Origin of the sequence: Catenuloplanes sp. NPDC051500 (assembly GCF_044454585.1) — a bacterium.
GTDB lineage: Bacteria > Actinomycetota > Actinomycetes > Mycobacteriales > Micromonosporaceae > Catenuloplanes.
This window is the reverse complement of record NZ_JBITDX010000004.1, coordinates 195,601-213,660: the sequence shown is the minus strand read 5'-3', so window position 1 is coordinate 213,660 and position 18,060 is coordinate 195,601. Positions and strand designations below refer to the sequence as shown.

The following is an 18,060-nucleotide window of genomic DNA, read 5'->3' as shown; positions in this document are numbered from 1 at the left end:
GTCAGCCGGCCGCGTAGAAGCGGTACTCCGCGCGGTAGGCGACGCCCAGCCGGGTGCCGTCGGTGCAGGCGCCGGCCGGGGCCGCGCCGCCGCTCGTGGCGAGCCGCTGGATGTAGGTGACCTTGCCGAAGACGCCTGTGGACCCGGCGGCCGGCGTGGCCTTGAGCCGCAGCTGCGCGATCGAGCCGGCCACGGCCGAGGTGCCGTCGCCGACCGCGGTCACGAGCGAGCCGTCCTCGACGGACTCCCAGCTCGGGCCCTTGAAGTGGATGGCGGTGGCCGGGCGGCCGTTGACCAGGCCGGCCAGCGAGGCGACCGGCTCGGTGAAGACCCAGGCGCCGGCGGTGCAGGTGTAGACCTGCTGGCCGCGGGCCTGCATGACGCCGATCAGCTTGTTGCCGGCCGGGACCGCGATCTCCGTCGGGATCTTCGGGCCACGCCCCCGGGCGGCGGCGTCGGCAGCGGAGACGTCAGCGGCGGTGACGCCTGTGGCAGCGAGGTCGGAGGTGGCCGGGGCCTGCTCCGCCGCGTTCGCGGAGGCGAGTGTGCCGCCGACGAGCGCCGCGGCGACCGCCACAGCGGCACCGATCTTGATCGTGCGCGACGTGGTCTTGTTCACGTGTCCTCCAGGGGACAAGTTCCGGGTCAATTGCGGCGGAGCTCCGGAGAACACCACCGCCACCGAACACGGATGAAGGGCCCGCCGCGGTTCACCCGCGGGCGAGATAAATCAGAAGTTTTTTGAGCAGTGAATGATGTTCACGTCTCAGTCCGGAATTGGCCCACGCCATTACGGGCAACCATTCATCGGTACGCCGACACATCGGCGGACGCATTTAACGCTGCGTGTCCGCCGCAGCACACGCAGGTCGCCCTGTCCGGAAAATGGCGAAAAAGTGTCCGGACAGCCGGGAAAAAGTGTCTGCTGTCTGTACTGAATTGTCGCGACATCCGGGCGTGAACCGAAGGCTCATGGCACTGCATCCGGGTGATTCGACGGCGCCCGTACGGCACCGTCGAATGAACAGGTGTAAGCGACACCGACCGAGAGGTGACACACTCTTGCGCGCAATCGTTCGCATGGGCGCCCTTGCCGTTCTCGCCCCCGCCGCCGCTGCCGGCCTGACCCTCGCCGGGGCGTCCTCGGCCTCCGCATCATCCTCATCAGGGCACGTCTCGATCCGGACCGCCGTGTTCGAGGCGCAGGTCGTGTCGCAGACCAACGCCGCCCGAGTCCGGGCCGGCTGCGAGAAGCTGCGGGTCAGCCGGTCGCTGGCCAAGGCGGCCGAGGCGCACAGCGCGGAGATGGCCCGCCGGGACTTCTTCAGCCACACCGGGGCCAACGGCAGCCGCTTCACCCAGCGCACCAAGCGGGCCGGGTTCACCGCGCAGCCGATGGGCGAGAACATCGCCTGGGGCTACAAGAACGCCGAGGGCGTCACGCGCGGCTGGCTGCGGAGTCCCGGCCATCGCCGGAACATGCTCAACTGCCGGTCGACGCTGATCGGCGTGGGCGCGGTCCGCAACTCGGACGGCGTCCTCTACTGGACGCAGGAGTTCGGCAAGTAGGGGTGGGTGTGAGGGGGCGCGGGCCCCCTCACACCGCCGCGTGCAGCTCGGCCTTGACGGTCGGCAGTGTGAGCACGAAGCTGGCGCCGGACGGCCGGTGCGGCCGGTACTCGACGACGCCGTCGTTCGCGAGCGCCAACTGCCGGACGATGTAGAGCCCGAGCCCGGTCCCCTTCTTCGTCGGCGCCACGCCGCTGCTGGCCCTGGCGAACCTGTCGAACAGGTGCGGCACGAAGTCCTCGGGCACGCCCTCGCCGGAGTCGCTGACCTCGATCTCCACGCTGCCACCGACGGCTCGGGCGCGGACCGCGAGCGGCGGCTCGCCGTACTTCAGGCCGTTGCCGATCAGGTTGACAAGCATCTGGTGCAGCTGGCGAGGGTCGGCGAAGACACGCAGCTGCTCGTCAAGCGTGACGCTCACGCCGGCCCGTTCCGCCGCGGTCAGGTGGGCCAGCGCCTCCGTGATCACGTCCGACACGGTGAGCGGCGCCGGACGGGCGAACAGCGTGTCCGCATCGACCTGGGTGAGCGTGAGGATCTCCTCGACGTACCCGCTCATGCTTGCGGCGGTGGCGGCGATCCGGTCCACGTCACGCCGTTTGGCCCGGTCGTCCGTGTCGTCCCACATCTCGGTGAGCAGCTCGCAGTAGCCGGCGATGGTGGCGATCGGCTGCCGGACGTCGTGGGTGAGCATCGCGACCATGTCGGCCACCCGCTGGTTCGCCGCCTGCAGACCGGCGTTGGCGGACTGCAGGTCACGGGCCCGCGCGGCCAGCTCCTCGCGGTACGCGCGCTGCTCCTCCTGCCGCCGCGTCCGCTCGGAGACGTCAAGCAGCTGCGTGCTGAAGTGCACCGGTTCGCCGAGCTCGTCCCGGATCAGTGTGCTTGTCACCTCGACCGGCACCAGGCGGCCGGCGGTGTGCCGCAGCCGGACCGTGGCGGTGAAGCCGGGGATCTCGTTGGCAAGCGCCCGGGCTGCCAGCGCGGACAGGCCCGGCGCGTCGTCCGGATGCAGTATCTCCGCCCAGCCGCCCTCCGGCGCCGTCTCCGGCGGGTGCCCGAGCAGCGTGCCGAACGCGTGGTTGACCCGCTCGATCTCGCCGTCCGGGCGGGTGACGACCATGCCGAGCATGGAGTTGTCGAACAGGCCGCGGAACTCGGCCTCGCTTGCGCGCAGCGCGGCGCGGTTCCGGGCGGAGCGGGCGGCGGTGAAGACCGCGAGCAGGCTCAGCACGGCCAGCCCGCCGGCGGTCGACTGAAGCACGGCGTTCGCGTCCAGGATCGGGCCGTAGAGACCGTCGACCGGGACGGACGCGACCAGCCGCCAGCGCTGTCCGACAGGTTGCACGATGAAGTACCGCTCGTCCTCCACCGGGCCGTAGAAGCCGGTGGTCGCGCCGTTCATCGCCTCGGCGAGCAGCGGGTCGTGGCTGGCCAGGGGGAGCGACCAGGCGGGCATCTCGTCGCTGCTGCCGGCCAGCGTGCCGTCCGAGTTGAGCAGAAAAACTTGCGACCTGCTTATCGAGATGGCGTGCCTGAGGTACCCGCCGAGCGGGCTGGTCGGCCCGTCGCCGCTGGTGGCCAGCTCCGCGACCGCGTCGGCGGTGAGCGCCACCCGGCCGTCGAAGCGGTCCCGCATCTCGCGTTCGCCGCGTTGCTCCACCCAGATAACGCCCCAGGTGCCGAGCGCGCAGAGCACGAACCACACGGCAAGCGGCAGTACGAGATGACGCCACTCGGACCTGACGAATCGGTTCAACACCCGCGCCGTACCCCCTCGGACTGCTAATAGGAAAGCTCGGCCGCCGCGATGCGATGGAGGTCGATGTGCGGCATCATCCGGCCCTGATCCTCGGTGCCGATCTTGACGAGCGGGCTGTTGCTGAGGGACAGGCCGCTGTACTCGTTCTCGCCGCCGGACTCCTCCCAGACAGAGTCCTCGATGGCGTGCAGCGCCGGGACGACGAAGCCGACCGCGCTGCTGGAGCCGTCCTCCCGCTCCACGGCCACCAGCAGCACGCGGGACGTCTCCGGATGGATCTCCTCGTACCGGCCGAGAAGCGTGGGCAGGCAGAGCAGCGGCACGGAGGTACGCCTGTGGGTGAAGACGCCCTTGATCGCGCCACCGAAGTCGAGCGGGATGATCTCCCGCGGGTACGGCAGGATCTCCCCGATCTGGGACAGCAGCGTCGCCGCCTCCACACCCACGTTGTAGGTGAGGAACTTCCGGATGCTCTGCACCACGTGCCGGCCTCCACCGGCGCGCTGCTCACCGACCGGGTGCGGCCTCTCCTCCACCTCGGGCGTGGGCGTGACGCCGTTGGCCAGCGCGGTGGCAGCCGCGGCCTTTCGCGGGTCGAGCGGCAGGCCGAGCGCGGCGAGCGCGTCCAGCTCCGCGTCCCGGCGCATGGCGGCGCCGTCGACCATCACGTACTGCTGGGCGCCGTCGTACTGCAGGACGCCGGAGAGGAACTCGGACTTCGGCATGCCGAGCGGGGGCAGCGGCAGCACGTCGGCGTTCGGCACCGAGGCGATGTGTGCGACGTCGTTGACTGTGAGCACGATCAGGCCACGGGGCAGCGCGAGCACCACACCGCGCAGCGTGCCGTCCTCGCTCATCGCGCCGAGGCCGAGCAGCCCGAGCGGGTCGACCGCGGGCACCGCGTGGCCGTGCAGGTGGACGACGCCGCGGCAGGCCGGCCCGTCAAGCGGCGACGAGCGGACGGTAAGCGTCGGGATGACCGAGTGGACGTCGTTGACCTCCATCGCGAGGCCGATCTCGCCACAGGTTATGAGCATCACGGTTCGGCGGGACGCGTCCGCGACCACGCCCTCCGCCTCGACCGGCACGCCCCGCGGCCCGGTGTCCTGGACCACAGGCATGCCGGGCAGTGCCGCGATCGCCTCCGCGTCGAGAAGCGAGACCACGGCGCCGTCGTCCGGCCGCTCGAAGCTGTGCGAGAAGAGCGAGGGCAGCTCGCCGCCGACGCTCATCCGCATTAGCGCGTCACCGGAGACCCGGCTGACGCCCTCGATCTCGTCCGCGATCAGGCCGAAGACCCGGCCCTGCTGGGCGACGATCACGATGACCTGGTCGTCCGCGGTGTCCTCGATGCCTGTGAGCTGACGCAGGTCGAGAACCGGGATGACCAGGTGCCGCAGGTTGACGGCGCCGACCAGGCCCGGCGCGCGGGCCGGCAGCGGGCTGAACGCGGGCGGGCACGGAATGACCTCGCGCAGCTCGGTGAGCGGCAGCGCGACCCGGATCCGGGAGATCCGGAAGACGCCGAAGAGCGTGTCCGCGCTCGCGTGCAGGACGGCCTCGCCGAGCTGCGCGTCGAACATGGTGGCGGTCATGACTGGCCGCTCGACTGGAGCATCTGCTCCCCCATCTCGCGCTGGGTGCCGGGCCCGGTGAGCTCGTTGATCAGGTTGCTGACCGTGATCGACGCGGACTGCTGCTTCTGGGTGGAGTCGGCGATGCGCCGGATCGACTCGCCGGTGGACGCGACGCTCTTCAGGATGTCGGCGAACGCGGCCTGGGCACGGTGCGAGACCTGGGAGCCCTGGCCCACGCGGGCCGCGGACTCGTGGATCAGGTTGCTGATCTCGCGGGCCGCCTCCGAGGAACGTTCGGCGAGCTTGCGGACCTCACCTGCGACGACTGAGAAGCCGACGCCGTGCTCGCCGGCGCGGGCCGCCTCGATCGACGCGTTGAACGCGAGCAGGTTTGTCTGGCCGGCGATCTCGCTGATCACCTTGACGATCGCGGCGATCTGGTCGGAGGACTTCTCGATCAGATCGATCGCCTCGATGGACTTGCGCAGCTCCTCGAAGCCCTGCTCCGCGTTGCTCTGCGTCTCCCCGGCGAGGCCGCTGGCCTGCTGCGCGTTGGCCACGATCTCGTCGATCGAGTCGGCCAGCGCCTTGATCGAGACGGCCATGTCCCTGGTCTTGGTGGTCAGGCGCTGCTCCAGTTCGACCTGCTCGGTGATGTCGTGCGCGTACTTGACCACCTTGATCGGTACGCCGCGCATGTCGAAGATCGGGTTGTAGCTGGCCTGGATCCACACGTTGCGGCCGTACTTGCCGACCCGGTGGAAGCGGCCGGACAGGTACTCGCCCTTGCGCAGGCGCAGCCAGAAGTCGCGATACTCGGCCGAGGTGATGTAGTCGCTGTCGCAGAGCATGCTGTGGTGCTGGCCGACCAGTTCGCGCAGCGAGTAGCCGAGCGCACGCTGGAAGTTCTCGTTCGCCGCGAGGATCGTGCCTTCCAGGTCGAACTCGATGACGGCCTGCGCACGGTTGATCGCCCGGTCCTTGCCGACGAACTCCGCGTTGCGGATCTTCGCATCCGTGATGTCCACCGCGTACTTGACGATCTTGTACGGCCGGTTGTCCAGGTCGAAGATCGGGTTGTAGGTGGCCTGGATGTAGACGTCCCGGCCACCCTTGGTACGGCGCCGGTACTCGCCCGCGTCGAAGTCGCCCCGGGACAACTTCTCCCAGAACGCGGCGTACTCGGACGACTTCGCCTCATCCTCGTCGACGAACATCCGGTGATGCTTGCCGCGCACCTCCTCGAGCGAGTAGCCGAGCAGGTCGAGGAAGTTCTGGTTGGCGGCGAGCACCCGGCCCTGCAGGTCGAACTCGATCACGGCCTGCGCGCGGGAGATCGCGTTGACCTTGCCCTCGAACTCGACGTTGCGGATCTTCTGGTCGGTGACGTCGCTCGCGTACTTGACCACCTTGAACGGGTGCCCGGCCATGTCGAAGATCGGGTTGTAGCTGGCCTGCAGCCACACCTCCTTGCCGCCCTTGCCGACCCGCTTGTACTCACCGGACTCGAACTCGCCGCGGCCGAGACGCTGCCAGAACTCGCGGTACTCGCCGCTGGAGGAGGTGCCGGCGTCGACGAACATCCGGTGGTTCTTGCCGGTGATCTCCGACTCGGAGTAGCCCATCGTCTCCTGGAAGAGCTGGTTGGCGCGCAGCACGTTGCCCTTGAGATCGAACTCGATCACGGCCTGGGAACGGTCGATCGCGGCGACCTTGCCCTCGAACTCCGCGTTCCGGATCTTCACGTCCGTGATGTCCGTCGCGTACTTGACCACCTTGAACGGGCGGTTGTTCAGATCGAAGATCGGGTTGTACGTGGCCTGGAGCCAGATCTCCTTGCCGCCCTTGCCGACCCGCTTGTACTCACCGGACTCGAACTCGCCGCGGGCCAGCGCCTGCCAGAAGTTGCGGTAGGCGGCGCTGCGGGCCTCCTCCTCCTCGACGAACATCTTGTGATGCTGGCCGACGACCTCGTTCAGCTCGTACCCGGTGGTGTTCAGGAAGTTCTGGTTCGCATCCAGGATCACGCCGGACAGGTCAAACTCGATCACGGCCTGCGCACGGGAGATCGCGTTGACCTTGCCCTCGAACTCGGCCGTGTGCAGCTTCGTCTCGGTGACGTCCATCGCGTACTTGACGATCTTGAATGGGCGCCCGTCCAGATCGAAGATCGGGTTGTACGACGCCCGGATCCACAGCTCCCTGCCGCCCTTGCCGACCCGCTTGAACTCACCGGACTCGAACTCGCCGGCCCGCAGCCGATCCCAGAGCTTCTCGTACTCCGGGCTGTTCGCGTAGCTCTCCTCCACGAGCATCCGGTGCTGCTTGCCGACCACCTCGCCGAGCGAGTAGCCGACCAGGCTCAGGAAGTTGTCGTTCGCGTGCAGGATCGTGCCGGTCAGGTCGAACTCGATCACGGCCTGGGCACGGTCGATCGCGGCGTACTTGCCCTTCAACTCGCCGATCTGACGCCGGTCCTCGGTGATGTCGTACGCGGTCACCAGCACCGTGTCGGACAGCTTCGCCTCCTGCGGGACCTCGACCGGCGCCGCCGAGGCCGAGGACGCGCTTGTCGCACCGGCCGCCTCCCGCGCGGCGGCCGCTGCCGAAGCGGCGGTCGTACCGGCGGCCTTGGCGGGCGCGGCCTTCACCACCGTGGGCGTGGCGGTGGCGGACACCGGCCCGCAGTTGAGCCGCAGCCAGCGCTGCCGGTTGTTGCCGTCGGAGATCGACGTGACCTGCTCGATGAACTCGCCGCGCGCGGCCGTCTCAAGCATCCGGTCGACAAGCGGGCCGGGCATCTTCCAGAGGTGTTCAAGCTTGATCCCGACCACCTTGTTGATCGGCATGTCGGCGACGTCAAGCACGCGCTGATTCACCGCCAGGATCGAGCCGGACTTGGCGTGCAGCGTCAGTACCAGGCGTTCCTGCAGCAACAGGCGCAACGCCGCGCCCTCGAGCATCGCGCCGCTCTCGGCGTTGATCAGCGAACCGGAATCAGCCACTGTGTTGCTCCCTTTCGGCGCGGTTCCGCCCTGCTTCCAGACGCCTCATCGGCACCCGAAAGACAACCTTGAGACAACCGGGCCGCAACCGTTCAGATGTTGACTCCCCGGCTGTCCGGCCGTCCGGCCGTCCGGCTCTCCGCAGGGTAGGTCGGGCCGGTCGCACACCGGGGCGAATCCTGAAAAGTCCGGGGTGTCCGGTGCACCGCGAGTAATCGCGGTGTCCGCCGGTTGCCGTTCGGTGCCGCGCTCAGGGCACACCCGCGCTCCCCGATAGGGCTCGTCGCCATCCCCCTCGCATTCCCCCCCTATCAAAGGTCTCCATAGCCATGCGCGCCCATATCACCCGGCGCGGGACTCGACGTACGGTCACCGTCGTCGCGCTCGCCGCCGTCACCCTCTCCGTCGCCGCCGTCGGCGCGATAGCCACCGTGCAGCCCACGCCGAAGCCGTACAGCGCCCGCGCCATCACTGTCACCTCCGCCGCCCCGGACGCGGCCAGCGCCGAGGGCGTCGTCGACGGCTCCGGCACCACCTCGGCGCCGGGCTGGACCGCCGCGTCCAGCGCGGGACCGGTCACGCTGCGCCGGGTCACCGGCGTGTCCGGCCCGTTCACCGCGAAGACCGCGATGGGGCTGACCCGTACCGCGGCCGGCTCCGGCTCCGGCGGCTGGGCACTCGCCCAGGTGCCGCTGCGCAACCCGCAGACGTTCTTCGCGGCCGGCAAGGTCTACCGGATGGAGGCCTGGGTCCGGGACACGAAGATGTCCGGCGGGTCGATCGGCATGCTGCTTGCCAACAACAACTACGGGCACCGGCCCAGCGAGGCCGCGGTCTACGGCAAGTACACCGACGCCGGCTGGCACATGATCACCCGGACGTTCGTGGCGACCTCGGCCGGCTGGTCGGACACCACTGTCTACCTGAGCCTGCCCGCCACCGGCGCATTCGCGTTCGAGGTCACCGGCGTGAGCGTCAAGGAGTACGCCGCCGCGCTGCCCGCCAAGACCGACACGCTCCCGGAGAAGGTCGTCTCGTTCACCGGCAAGGCCGGCACCGTACCCGCCGCCGCGCAGTGGAACTTCGAGACCGGCGGCAACGGCTGGGGCAACGAGGAACTCCAGACCTACACGTCCGGCACCGGCAACGCGTCGCTGACCGGCGCCGGCAAGCTCGCGATCACGGCCCGCCGCCAGACCCTGCGCGGCGCGGACGGCATCACCCGCGACTACACAAGCGCCCGCCTGACCACGGAGGGCAAGGTGACGGTGGAGGCCGGCTCCTACGTCGAGGCGGAGATCACCGCCCCGGTCGGCGCCGGCGTCTGGCCCGCGTTCTGGACGGTCGGCGTGAACACCCGCACCCAGGGCTGGCCGGCCGCCGGCGAGCTGGACATCATGGAAGGCTGGGGCGCCACCCCCGCCGTCGCACACAGCGCCATGCACATGGCCAAGGCCGGCGCCCCCAAGACGGACCTGCCCTACGGCTGGGGCGAGCCCGGCGCCACCACGAACGTCGGCGAGTCACTCGACGCCCGCCCGCACCGCTACGGCGTCTACTTCGACCGCAACGTGGTCCGCTTCTACATCGACCGCAAGCCGACGCTGACCGTATGGGCCGGCGACGCCATCTCCGCCGGCCGCACCTGGCCCTTCGGCGGCGACCAGTTCCTCGTCCTCAACGTAGCCGTCTCAAACGGCGCCAACCCGGTGACCGCGACATTCCCCAAGACCATGACCGTCGGCGACATCACCATCCACGAGGGCGGCACCCCCTTCTAACCCCTCGACCACACCCCCGGCGCAGCCCGCTGCGCCGGGGGCGTCATCTCCCCGCCCTCCTGCTTCCCTTTCGCCGCCCGCCCGCTCGTCCCGCTCCGGTCAGTCCAGTCCTTCTGTCCGACATATCGCCATAACGCACACCACAAGCACCCACCCCACCCAACCTCCGCGCGCAAACAATCGGTGAGTGGAACGAAACGTAGGTCAACTAGCGAAGTTGATCTATTTTTCGTTCCACTCACCGATTTTTGCTCGCGGCAGGCCTACGTGGGTTCCAAGATCTCACTGGCGGCGGAACTTGCTGCTCTACCGATGACCCAGATTTGCGTGCAGGCGGCCGAAGCGCATTCATCAGCCCGCACGTATCCGTCGATCAGCAAGACCGCGCCGGGCACCTCGACCGCAACAACCAGCGCACATCCGAGGACGCAGCGGATTACTTCCTCACTCGCGCGGTGCACCCCCGCTCTTGACCTGCCCCCGCGGTGTGCGGAGCACACAAAAGTGACCGCCTGGCTGCCCCGTCTGCCATCGACCCGCCCAACGGGGAGCAGATCATCGGCAGGGCCGCCACCAACGAACCGCACCAACACCACCCAACGCGACCAACGGCACGCGCCCACCCACGAAACCGCAGCCCGGCGCACCCAACGTGACCAGCAGACTCGTGAGGTACCGCCGAACCGGCGCCATCACCACTCAGGCTGGCGGTCCTGCCGATGATCTGCTCGGCTCTGCCCGAGTCGATGACAGACGGGGCAGACAGGCCACACCAAACCCAGCCACCGACAAAGCTCTACCAGCGAAGCTGACCTGCGCTTCCGGTTGCCCCGGAGCCGGAGCGCTCCTCCCGGAGGGCCGCCGGAGGCAAAAGAACCGCCACCAACACCACCCAGACCAATAAAAGCTGAAATTTCGGGCGCGGAGCGCCCGTCCCTCGGCCCATGGCTATAGCTACGGCCGGCGCTCCGCACATAGCTACGCGCTCCGGGCCACGCTCCACACGCGCTACGCACGTCGCTACGGGTCTCGCTTCGCGCAGGGCCTCGCGGGTCGGCTACGGGCCTCGCTCCGCGCGGGGTTACGCACGTCGCTACGGGCCTCGCTCCGCGCAAGGGCTCGCAGGTCGGCTACGGTCGTCGCTCCACGCGGGCTACGCACGTCGCTACGGGCGTCGCTCCTCGCGCGCTACGCACGTCGGCGCGGGCCCACTCCACACGCGCTACGCACGTCGCTATGGGCGGCGATCCGCACATAGCGACGTGCGGCGATCCGGGGCTCGGTCTGCTGCACGGCGCTAGGGGCCGGTTCCGCTGTGGGGGCGGGTGGACACCCGTGCGGGTCTTTTCCCGGCCACGCGCGGAAGGTGAGCCCGCGGGAGCGTGCGGGTCGCGACCACCCGCAGAGCGGGAAAATCAATTAGATCTTGAACTTGATCGTGAGGTGTGGAGTTCGGCGTCGATGCGGTCGAGGACGGCCGGGTCGGATGATCGGAACTTGCGGGCGAAGAGGCGCCGGGTGTCGGGTGAAGCGGGCGGCGAGGACGGGTTCAGCGGCGGCGCCCAGCGGGCCGCGGCGAGCCGGTCGAAGGCCGTTCCGGTCAGCCACGGCGGGTGGTGGCCGTCCGGGCTGCCGGCCCAGTCGATGTACCAGGCGCCGGTCTCGCAGCCGGGCAGCGCGTCTCCGCCGGCCAGCGCCGGGCTGGCCAGCATGGTCGGGACGAACGTCTCTTCCGGGATCAGGGTGGTACGCCAGAAGCGCATCAGGTCAGGCCGGGAGTCGATCAGGTCGAGCAGCAGGCGCGCGTGCGTGTCCGAGTAGATCTTCCAGTGGCCGCCGGCCCGCAGCGACAAGTCGGCCGGGATCTCGCGCGGCCACGGCCAGCGCAACGGCACGCCGCCGAGGTGCAGCACCCGGTCGCGGCGGGTCAGGTAGCGGCGGTTGAGTCGCCACAGGCCGCCGTCCGGGTGCCGGGGCGTGCTCCACCGGTCCAGCGGAAGCGGCAGGTTCGTGATCCACGACCGGCCCTGCCAGACCGCGAGTTCCCGGACCAGCTCGTCGACGCCGGTCAGCGGGTAGCAGGCGCCGGAGAGTACCGCGATGTGGCGGGCCCGGGAACCGCGCACGGCCGCGCGCAGCCCGGTCAGCTCCGCCTGCACGAGCGACCAGCTGGCCAGCGCCGTCCGCACCCGGTCGACGACGGTGACCCGCGACGGCAGGCCGGCGGTCATCGCGCGGTAGACCGTGGGCGGGGTGCGGGCGTCGCAGTGCAGGAAGATCGGGACGTCGCCGAGTGTGTCGATCAGGCGGCGGACCTGGGCGGGGTCGGCGTGAGCGAGGAGCACGACGGCGAGCGGCTCGGTCATGAGACGGCCCGGCAGACACAGGCGTCCGATGGAACGCAGACGCCGGACGGGACACCGGCGTCCGGCGAGGTGCAGGCGTCTGCCGAAGCGCAGGCGTCCCCCGAGGTACAGGCGGCTACCGAAGCGCAGGCGGTCCGCGAGGTACAGGTGTCCGCGTGGGCGCAGGCGCACCGCGCCTCTCCGGGCACGCGGGCCTGTGGCGCGTCGCTCACAGAAGCACCGGCCACGGGCACACCGGCCCCAGCACCGACCCCAGGCGAACTGTTCCCGGACGGTGACGGGGCGGCATGCGGTGTCCGGGGGACGCTCAGGCGGCGCAGGCCGGCCAGCACCCGGAAGAACCAGATCATCGTGCCGAGGACCAGCGCGGCACGCACCCCCAACAGCACCGGGATGTCCGGCACCGCCGCGACCGCGAGGCTCACCACCACCGAGGCCGCAATCAACACCCGCAGCCGGCCGGGCGGCGGCGGTACCGGTGCGGTGGCCGCAGCTCCCCGGCGCAGCCCCAGGTAGAGCAGGCCGTAGGCGAGCGTGGTGGCCAGCGCGGCCCCGGCCAGCCCGAGCGGCGGCAGTAGTAACCGGTTCAGCAGCAGGTTCGCGGCTGCGGCGGCGCAGACCGCGACCGCGACGACGCCTGTGTGCCCGGCCGCGACCAGGGCCCGGTGCAGTGCCAGCTGCGCCGCGAACGGCACGGCTGCGACCACGACCAGGGAGAACACCCAGTACAGATCCTCCGGCCGGTACGACGGGGGCGCCCACACCCGCAGCACGAACGGCGCGCCGATCGCGACGCCGGCCACGAGCGGCACCAGCAGCCGGTAGAGCAGGTCTCGGCTGGCCGCGAGTACTGCCGCCCGCTCGCCGTCCTCCGCGAGCGCGAAGAACCGCGGCATCCACGCGGTGTTGAGCACGCCCAGGAGCAGGATCGGCCCGGACGCGACGTTGTACGCGACCTGGTAGCGCGCGACCGCGTCCGCCCCAAGCGCGGCCTGGATCATCAACCGGTCCGCGGTGGAGAGGATGAGCAGCCCGAGCACGGCCGGGACCAGCGGCAACGCGTAGGTGAGCGCGGCGCGGAGCATCGGCGCGTCCGCGAGCCGCAGCCGGTGTGGTGGCGCGAGCGCCAGCCCGATCAGCGCGGCCACCACCTGCAGCAGCGCCTGGCCGAGCAGGAAGTTCTCCGCGGTCGGCCGTACCAGCGCGACGAGCCCGAGGCTGGCGGCCTCGGCCACGGCCGACTGGGCCAGGCTGACAAGCGCGAACGCGGCGAGCCGGTCCTGGCTGCGGAGGAGTCCGAGCGACGCGTTGGTGACGGCGGAGAGGCCGGCCCAGACGATCGCGAGTCGTAGCGCGGGCAGTTCGCCCGTGAGCCCGAGCGGGCGGGCCCAGCCGCTCGCGGTGACAAGCGCGAGCGCGGTGACCGCGCACGCGAGCACGATCGCGAGCGCGACGATCCGGCGGGCGTCCGCGGGGCCGTTGCGGGCGTAGGCGCGCTGGATCGCGGTCTGCAGGCCGAAGCCGCCGACCACGAACAGCACCTGCATGACCGTGTTCGCGGCCGCGACCGTGCCGAACTCGCCGGTGCCGAGGAACCGGGTGAGCACCGGGGTGAGCAGCGCGGCACAGCCGAGTTGCACCGCCCACAGCACCATGTACAGCGAGTCCCGCCCGAACAGCCGGGAGACGTGGGCGTCGACGCTCATGCGCTCTGCCGGTACGCGAAGACCACGGTCTCGCCGGAGCGGAACGCGACCGTCCAGCCGGGCGTGGTCGCGAACGCGTCCCGGAGCGCGGCGAAGTCGTCCCTGGTGTGCAGTCCGTACTCCCAGCCGTAGTAGGAGGTGACAGGCGACCAGAGCGCGTAGAAGTGGTCGTGCTCCCAGTTGGCCTGCTGGTTGGCGTACCCCTGCAGCAGTGTGGTGAGTCGTGGGACGGCCTGTGCGGGGGTCTCGCCGGCCGGCCGGTCCGCGACCGGATCGAGGTTCGGCCGGTAGACGGAGACGTGCGTGCGCTCCCGGGTGGGTGGCACGCTCGGCAGGTCGCCGGCGCCGAGGATGAGCATCCAGCTGCCGCGTGGCTGGGACAGGAAGTACTGGAATGCCGCCCGGTCCGTGGGCCTGCTGACGTTTGTGGCGTCCATGCTGAACGCGGCCGTGACGAAGGTGGCGGTCAGCGTCGCGGTCAACGCCAGCAGGTACGGCCGCCGCCGCTCGGTGAACGCGCCCGCGGCAAGCATCGCCAGCCACGGGATGCCGAAGAGCGCGGCGCGGAAGATGCCTTCGTTGCCGTACGCGTTCCCGGCGATGATGATCAGGCCGACGGCCGGGCAGACCGCCATCGCCCAGGCGCGCTCGTCCCGCAGCCGGGTGAGCAGCACGCCGGCCGCGACCAGGCCGAGCAGCACGATCCCGGCGCAAAGCGCGACCACGCTTACCGTGACGATCGGAAGTCGTTCCAGGTCGTCGGCCGCGGTGGTGCGCGGCGGCCTGAAGTTCGTGGCGTTGCCGACGCCGCCGAGGCTGACGAAGGCGGCAACCGCGGAGAAGTGGGCGAGCGTCCAGACGACCGCGGGCAGCAGCACGGTGGCGGGCGTCCACCACGGGCGGATCTGGCGGAATGCGACGAGCACGATGAGGATGCCGCCGGTGAGGTACGGACTGAGTTGGTGGGTGACCGCGAGCGCGCCGCCAATCATGGTTAGTAGAATGATTTTTCGCTTTAAATCGGACAAAGCAATGCCGAAAGCCAGCAGCCCAAGCACGAACCCGAGCGACTGTGGCGAGAAGTAGTCAGCCCCGATCGGGTCCGCCAGCACCGCCAGCGCCACCGCCACCCACGCCTGATACGGCGAGCTCAGCACCCGCCCCGCGAGATGCCGCAACGCGATCACCCGGAACACCGCGAGCAGCGGCGGCCAGGCGATCGCCAGGCACATCGGATCGCGCAGCCCGGCCGCGTCACAGAGCCAGGCGACCGCCGCGAAGAACCCGGGCCACGCGTTGTACGCGCTGACCGACGACTCAAGAACACCCGTCGCCCGGATCTGCTGCACCAGCTCGACGTGCTTGTTCGCGGACTGCGAGCGCGGCCCGTCGTACACAAGCGCGGGCGTCACCGTCAGCGCGAGCGCCAGCACAAGCACCGCGATCGCGAGCCCGCCCTGCCCTCCGCCGCGCGCGGTGACCAGGCCGATCAGGATGAGCGCGAGCCCGGCGTACCAGACCGGCCCGATCTGGGTCAGAAAGCCCCACAGCCCCGGGTCGAGGTGCCGGTGGGTGAGCGCCGCGACCAGGCAGAGCGCGCCGCCGAGCACCGCGACCAGCCCGTCCACGGCCGGCAGCACCGGTTTCTCCCGGTACAGCGCGAGCCCGTGCACCACCGTCGCGGCCACGCTGAGCAGCACGAACAGCACTACCGGATGCCACCGGCCGGTGAACAGCAACCCGGCGCCGGCCGCGATCGGCAGGACGAGCCCGGTCAGCGCGGTGAGCGCCAGCCGGGTGCCACAGGCCAGACCTGTGACGAGTGCCCACGGCGCCGATCCGAGCCCGCACAGCGCGAACCCGAGCAACGCGGCGCTGCGCGGGCCGGGCGCGCCGCAGAGCTGAAGCAACCCGGCCAGCGGGAGCAGAATCAGGCTGCCCGCCGAGAGCGCGAGCCGCGTGGTGACGTCCGGATCGGCGGTGCGGGTGGTCCTCAGTGCGGTCACGGCGTGCCCCCGGCGCGGCGGGCACGCAGGTAGAGGAACGGACCGGCCAGGTAGCCTGCGAACTCGCGGCGCAGCGCGGCCCGGGGCGCGGCCACGCCGTCCAGCCTCCGGTGCGTGTCCGTGCGGATCCGGGCCAGCCGCACCAACCCGGACGGAATGCGTCGCAGCAGGTCACGGCGGGTGTCCCGGGTGAGCGCCAGCTTGGTGAGGTAGGCGGTGAGGCCGGTGCCGTACCCGTACATCTGGCGCAGCAGTGAGTCATGGTCGGCGCGGTGGTGGTGCCAGACGACCGCGGCCGGCTGGTAGGCGATCGCGTGCCCGGCGCGGAGCACCCGCACGAACGCGTCCAGGTCCTCGCCGCCCCGGGTCGGCGAGCCCGCGCCGAGCGCCTCGTCGAACCCGCCGAGCGCCACAGTCCGGTCGCGGTGGAACGCCACGTTCGCACCGGTACCGAAGATCCCTGCCGAGTAGGGGTAGAGCGGCCCGCCGTCGGTGCGCAGGTCGAAGAGCTTCGCGGCGATCCGGCCCGACCAGCCGGAGTTGCGCGCGTCGAAATACGCCTCCGCCTCGTTGCCGATCGAGGCCGTGCAGACCAGGCCTGTCACACAGGCCACGTCCGCGCGGGTCGCGAAGCCACGGACCAGCCCGTGCACCCAGCCGGGGTCCACCGAGACGTCGTCGTCGGTGTAGGCGACGTAGGTCCCGCGCGCCACCTCCAGCCCCTTGTTCCGCGCCGGTGACAGCCCGGGGCGCGGCTCGCACACGTACCGGAACCGCTCGTCCCGCTCAGCCAGCGCCGTGACGAGCCGTTTCGTCGAGTCGTCGGACGGCGCATTGTCGACGATCACGAACTCCAGCCGGGGGTACGCGACGCGCGCCAGACGATCGAGACAGGCGCCGAGCTGCTCGGCGCGGTCCCGGGTGCAGACGACCACCGACACGTGTGCGTCCTCGGCCACCCGGTTCGGGCAGGACGCGGTGGCCGGACCGGGCCGCTCCCCCACGGCCGGCGGCGCACCCTCGGCCGCGAGATGCTCGAGCGCCTTCGGCCCGAACGTCCGCCACGCGCCCTCGACAAGTCCGTCCACCGGCGTACCGGCCGGGCGGGTGAGGTAGCCGAGCGGCTCGCCGTGCAGCCGGACAAGCACACGCATGGCCGGCTCGTCACGGGGCGGCACCACCGCGGCGGGTCCGCCCGATCCGGAGAGTTCCAGCTCGCAGCACCAGACGCCGGTGCCGCGCGCGGACACCGTGAGCGTCATCGCGCGGCCCCGGCGAGCAGCGTGTCCAACTGGGCGGCGGCCTCGTCCGCGGTGCGGGCGAAGGTGAGTCCGGGCAGTGCGTGCAGGTACGCGTCGTACGCCGCGGAGATCTTCCCGGAGCAGTTGTCAAGCGCGACGACCGGGATGCTCATCAGCGCGGCAAGCACCGCCGCGTGCAGCCGGTCGGTGACGACGACGCGCCCGCGGGACAGCACCGCCCGGGCCCGGTCCACGTTGTGCGCCGCGATCGCGGTGAACGTGCGCTCCACAGTGGCCTGCAACGGCCCGCGCAGCGCCGGCGCGTGCCGGGCGACCGCGGACGGCACACGCAGCAGGTCCCAGCGCAGCCGGTCCGCGCCCCGGAACCCCCAGTCGGTGCGCAGCATGGTGGCGCCGCGCGGCACCGCGATCCGGTGCTCGCCGGTCTGCTCACCGTCCGTGCGCATCAGCTGCACCACGTCGTGGGTGACCGGTCCGATGCGCTGCTGCGGCCCCGCCCCCGGCGCCAGGTCGGGGCAGAACTCGGCGCGGACGCCCGGAAACGCGTCGCGGGCCCGGCCCAGGCTGATCTCGTCGCGGAGCAGCAGCGTCAGGTCCGGGTGGGCGTGGAACGCGGCGCACGCCCGGGTCTGCCGCCCCCGGTCCCGAAAGTCCATGGACTGTGGCAGCTGGACGATCGGCCGGTCCGGCAGGTCACGCAGCAGGCGCTCCCGGAAGTCCTGGCGCAGCGGCCAGAGGTCGCCCAGATTTCCCCCGCCCTGAATGAGGATCGGCCCATCGGGGTGTCGTCTGCGCAGTACGGTGGGACTGTAGGTCCGGTCATCGGCGAGATACCGCACCACGAGGCCGAGCCGCCGCAGATGGGCCATCTGTCCAAGATGGATCAGCGAGTCGCCGGCATTGTCGTGAGCGGGGAAGTCGAGCAGCGCCACGTGCGGGCCGCCGGGCAGCAGGTCCTGCAGGATCGCTCCCGTCCGCGCGGTCAGGGCGCGGACGGGATCGTCAAGCCGGGCGTCGGTCACTGTG

Annotated in this window: 11 protein-coding genes; 2 read left to right on the top strand and 9 right to left on the bottom strand. The window is 70.7% G+C overall.

Translation table 11 applies throughout. The features are described from left to right. Position 1: 1 nt before the first annotated feature. On the bottom strand, positions 2-619 hold the full coding sequence (locus ACIA8K_RS10245) for a DUF3455 domain-containing protein (RefSeq protein ID WP_396057081.1): 618 nt from the start codon (positions 617-619) through the stop codon (positions 2-4). A 461-nt stretch (positions 620-1,080) separates the two neighbouring features. Between ACIA8K_RS10245 and ACIA8K_RS10240 the strand changes: the two genes are divergently transcribed. Continuing rightward, positions 1,081-1,569, top strand: coding sequence for a CAP domain-containing protein (locus ACIA8K_RS10240; RefSeq protein ID WP_396057079.1), 489 nt, complete (start codon positions 1,081-1,083; stop codon positions 1,567-1,569). Between the two features lie 28 nt (positions 1,570-1,597). Here the strand turns inward: ACIA8K_RS10240 and ACIA8K_RS10235 are convergent, their stop codons facing one another. From ACIA8K_RS10235 to ACIA8K_RS10225, 3 genes are read right to left on the bottom strand one after another with little or no spacing between them, the layout of a single operon-like run. After that, positions 1,598-3,331 (bottom strand): ATP-binding protein, encoded by a 1,734-nt coding sequence (locus ACIA8K_RS10235; RefSeq protein ID WP_396057077.1) that lies wholly within the window; start codon positions 3,329-3,331, stop codon positions 1,598-1,600. Between the two features lie 23 nt (positions 3,332-3,354). Further along, a complete protein-coding gene (locus ACIA8K_RS10230; RefSeq protein WP_396057075.1) occupies positions 3,355-4,926 on the bottom strand; it encodes a chemotaxis protein CheW in 1,572 nt (523 codons plus the stop codon). After that, a complete protein-coding gene (locus ACIA8K_RS10225; protein WP_396057073.1) occupies positions 4,923-7,913 on the bottom strand; it encodes a PAS domain-containing methyl-accepting chemotaxis protein in 2,991 nt (996 codons plus the stop codon). The genes ACIA8K_RS10230 and ACIA8K_RS10225 overlap by 4 nt, the downstream gene beginning before the upstream one ends. 329 nt (positions 7,914-8,242) lie before the next feature. Here ACIA8K_RS10225 and ACIA8K_RS10220 point away from each other — a divergent pair, with 329 nt between their 5' ends. Continuing rightward, entirely contained in the window at positions 8,243-9,694 is a 1,452-nt protein-coding gene (locus ACIA8K_RS10220; RefSeq protein WP_396057071.1) for a family 16 glycosylhydrolase, read from the top strand. Positions 9,695-11,109: 1,415 nt separating this feature from the next. Here the strand turns inward: ACIA8K_RS10220 and ACIA8K_RS10215 are convergent. From ACIA8K_RS10215 to ACIA8K_RS10195, 5 genes are read right to left on the bottom strand one after another with little or no spacing between them, the layout of a single operon-like run. Further along, on the bottom strand, positions 11,110-12,060 hold the full coding sequence (locus ACIA8K_RS10215; RefSeq protein WP_396057069.1) for a beta-1,6-N-acetylglucosaminyltransferase: 951 nt from the start codon (positions 12,058-12,060) through the stop codon (positions 11,110-11,112). After that, complete coding sequence (locus tag ACIA8K_RS10210) at positions 12,057-13,766, bottom strand: oligosaccharide flippase family protein (protein ID WP_396057067.1); 1,710 nt, start codon at positions 13,764-13,766, stop codon at positions 12,057-12,059. The genes ACIA8K_RS10215 and ACIA8K_RS10210 overlap by 4 nt, the downstream gene beginning before the upstream one ends. After that, a complete protein-coding gene (locus tag ACIA8K_RS10205) occupies positions 13,763-15,772 on the bottom strand; it encodes a hypothetical protein (protein ID WP_396057065.1) in 2,010 nt (669 codons plus the stop codon). Before ACIA8K_RS10205 ends, ACIA8K_RS10210 begins: the two co-directional genes overlap by 4 nt. Next, the gene (locus ACIA8K_RS10200; protein WP_396057063.1) at positions 15,769-17,034 is read right to left on the bottom strand and encodes a glycosyltransferase family 2 protein; all 1,266 of its coding nucleotides are present in this window, start codon (positions 17,032-17,034) and stop codon (positions 15,769-15,771) included. The genes ACIA8K_RS10205 and ACIA8K_RS10200 overlap by 4 nt, the downstream gene beginning before the upstream one ends. Beyond that, on the bottom strand, positions 17,031-18,056 hold the full coding sequence (locus tag ACIA8K_RS10195; protein WP_396057061.1) for a polysaccharide pyruvyl transferase family protein: 1,026 nt from the start codon (positions 18,054-18,056) through the stop codon (positions 17,031-17,033). Before ACIA8K_RS10195 ends, ACIA8K_RS10200 begins: the two co-directional genes overlap by 4 nt. Positions 18,057-18,060: the final 4 nt, after the last annotated feature.

Excerpts from the sequence above, each read along its gene's own strand:
- ACIA8K_RS10220 (WP_396057071.1), top strand. The coding sequence starts at position 8,243 with ATGCGCGCCCATATCACCCGGCGCGGGACTCGACGTACGGTCACCGTC.
- ACIA8K_RS10210 (WP_396057067.1), bottom strand. The coding sequence starts at position 13,766 with ATGAGCGTCGACGCCCACGTCTCCCGGCTGTTCGGGCGGGACTCGCTG.
- ACIA8K_RS10230 (WP_396057075.1), bottom strand. The coding sequence starts at position 4,926 with ATGACCGCCACCATGTTCGACGCGCAGCTCGGCGAGGCCGTCCTGCAC.
- ACIA8K_RS10240 (WP_396057079.1), top strand. The coding sequence starts at position 1,081 with ATGGGCGCCCTTGCCGTTCTCGCCCCCGCCGCCGCTGCCGGCCTGACC.
- ACIA8K_RS10215 (WP_396057069.1), bottom strand. The coding sequence starts at position 12,060 with ATGACCGAGCCGCTCGCCGTCGTGCTCCTCGCTCACGCCGACCCCGCC.
- ACIA8K_RS10200 (WP_396057063.1), bottom strand. The coding sequence starts at position 17,034 with ATGACGCTCACGGTGTCCGCGCGCGGCACCGGCGTCTGGTGCTGCGAG.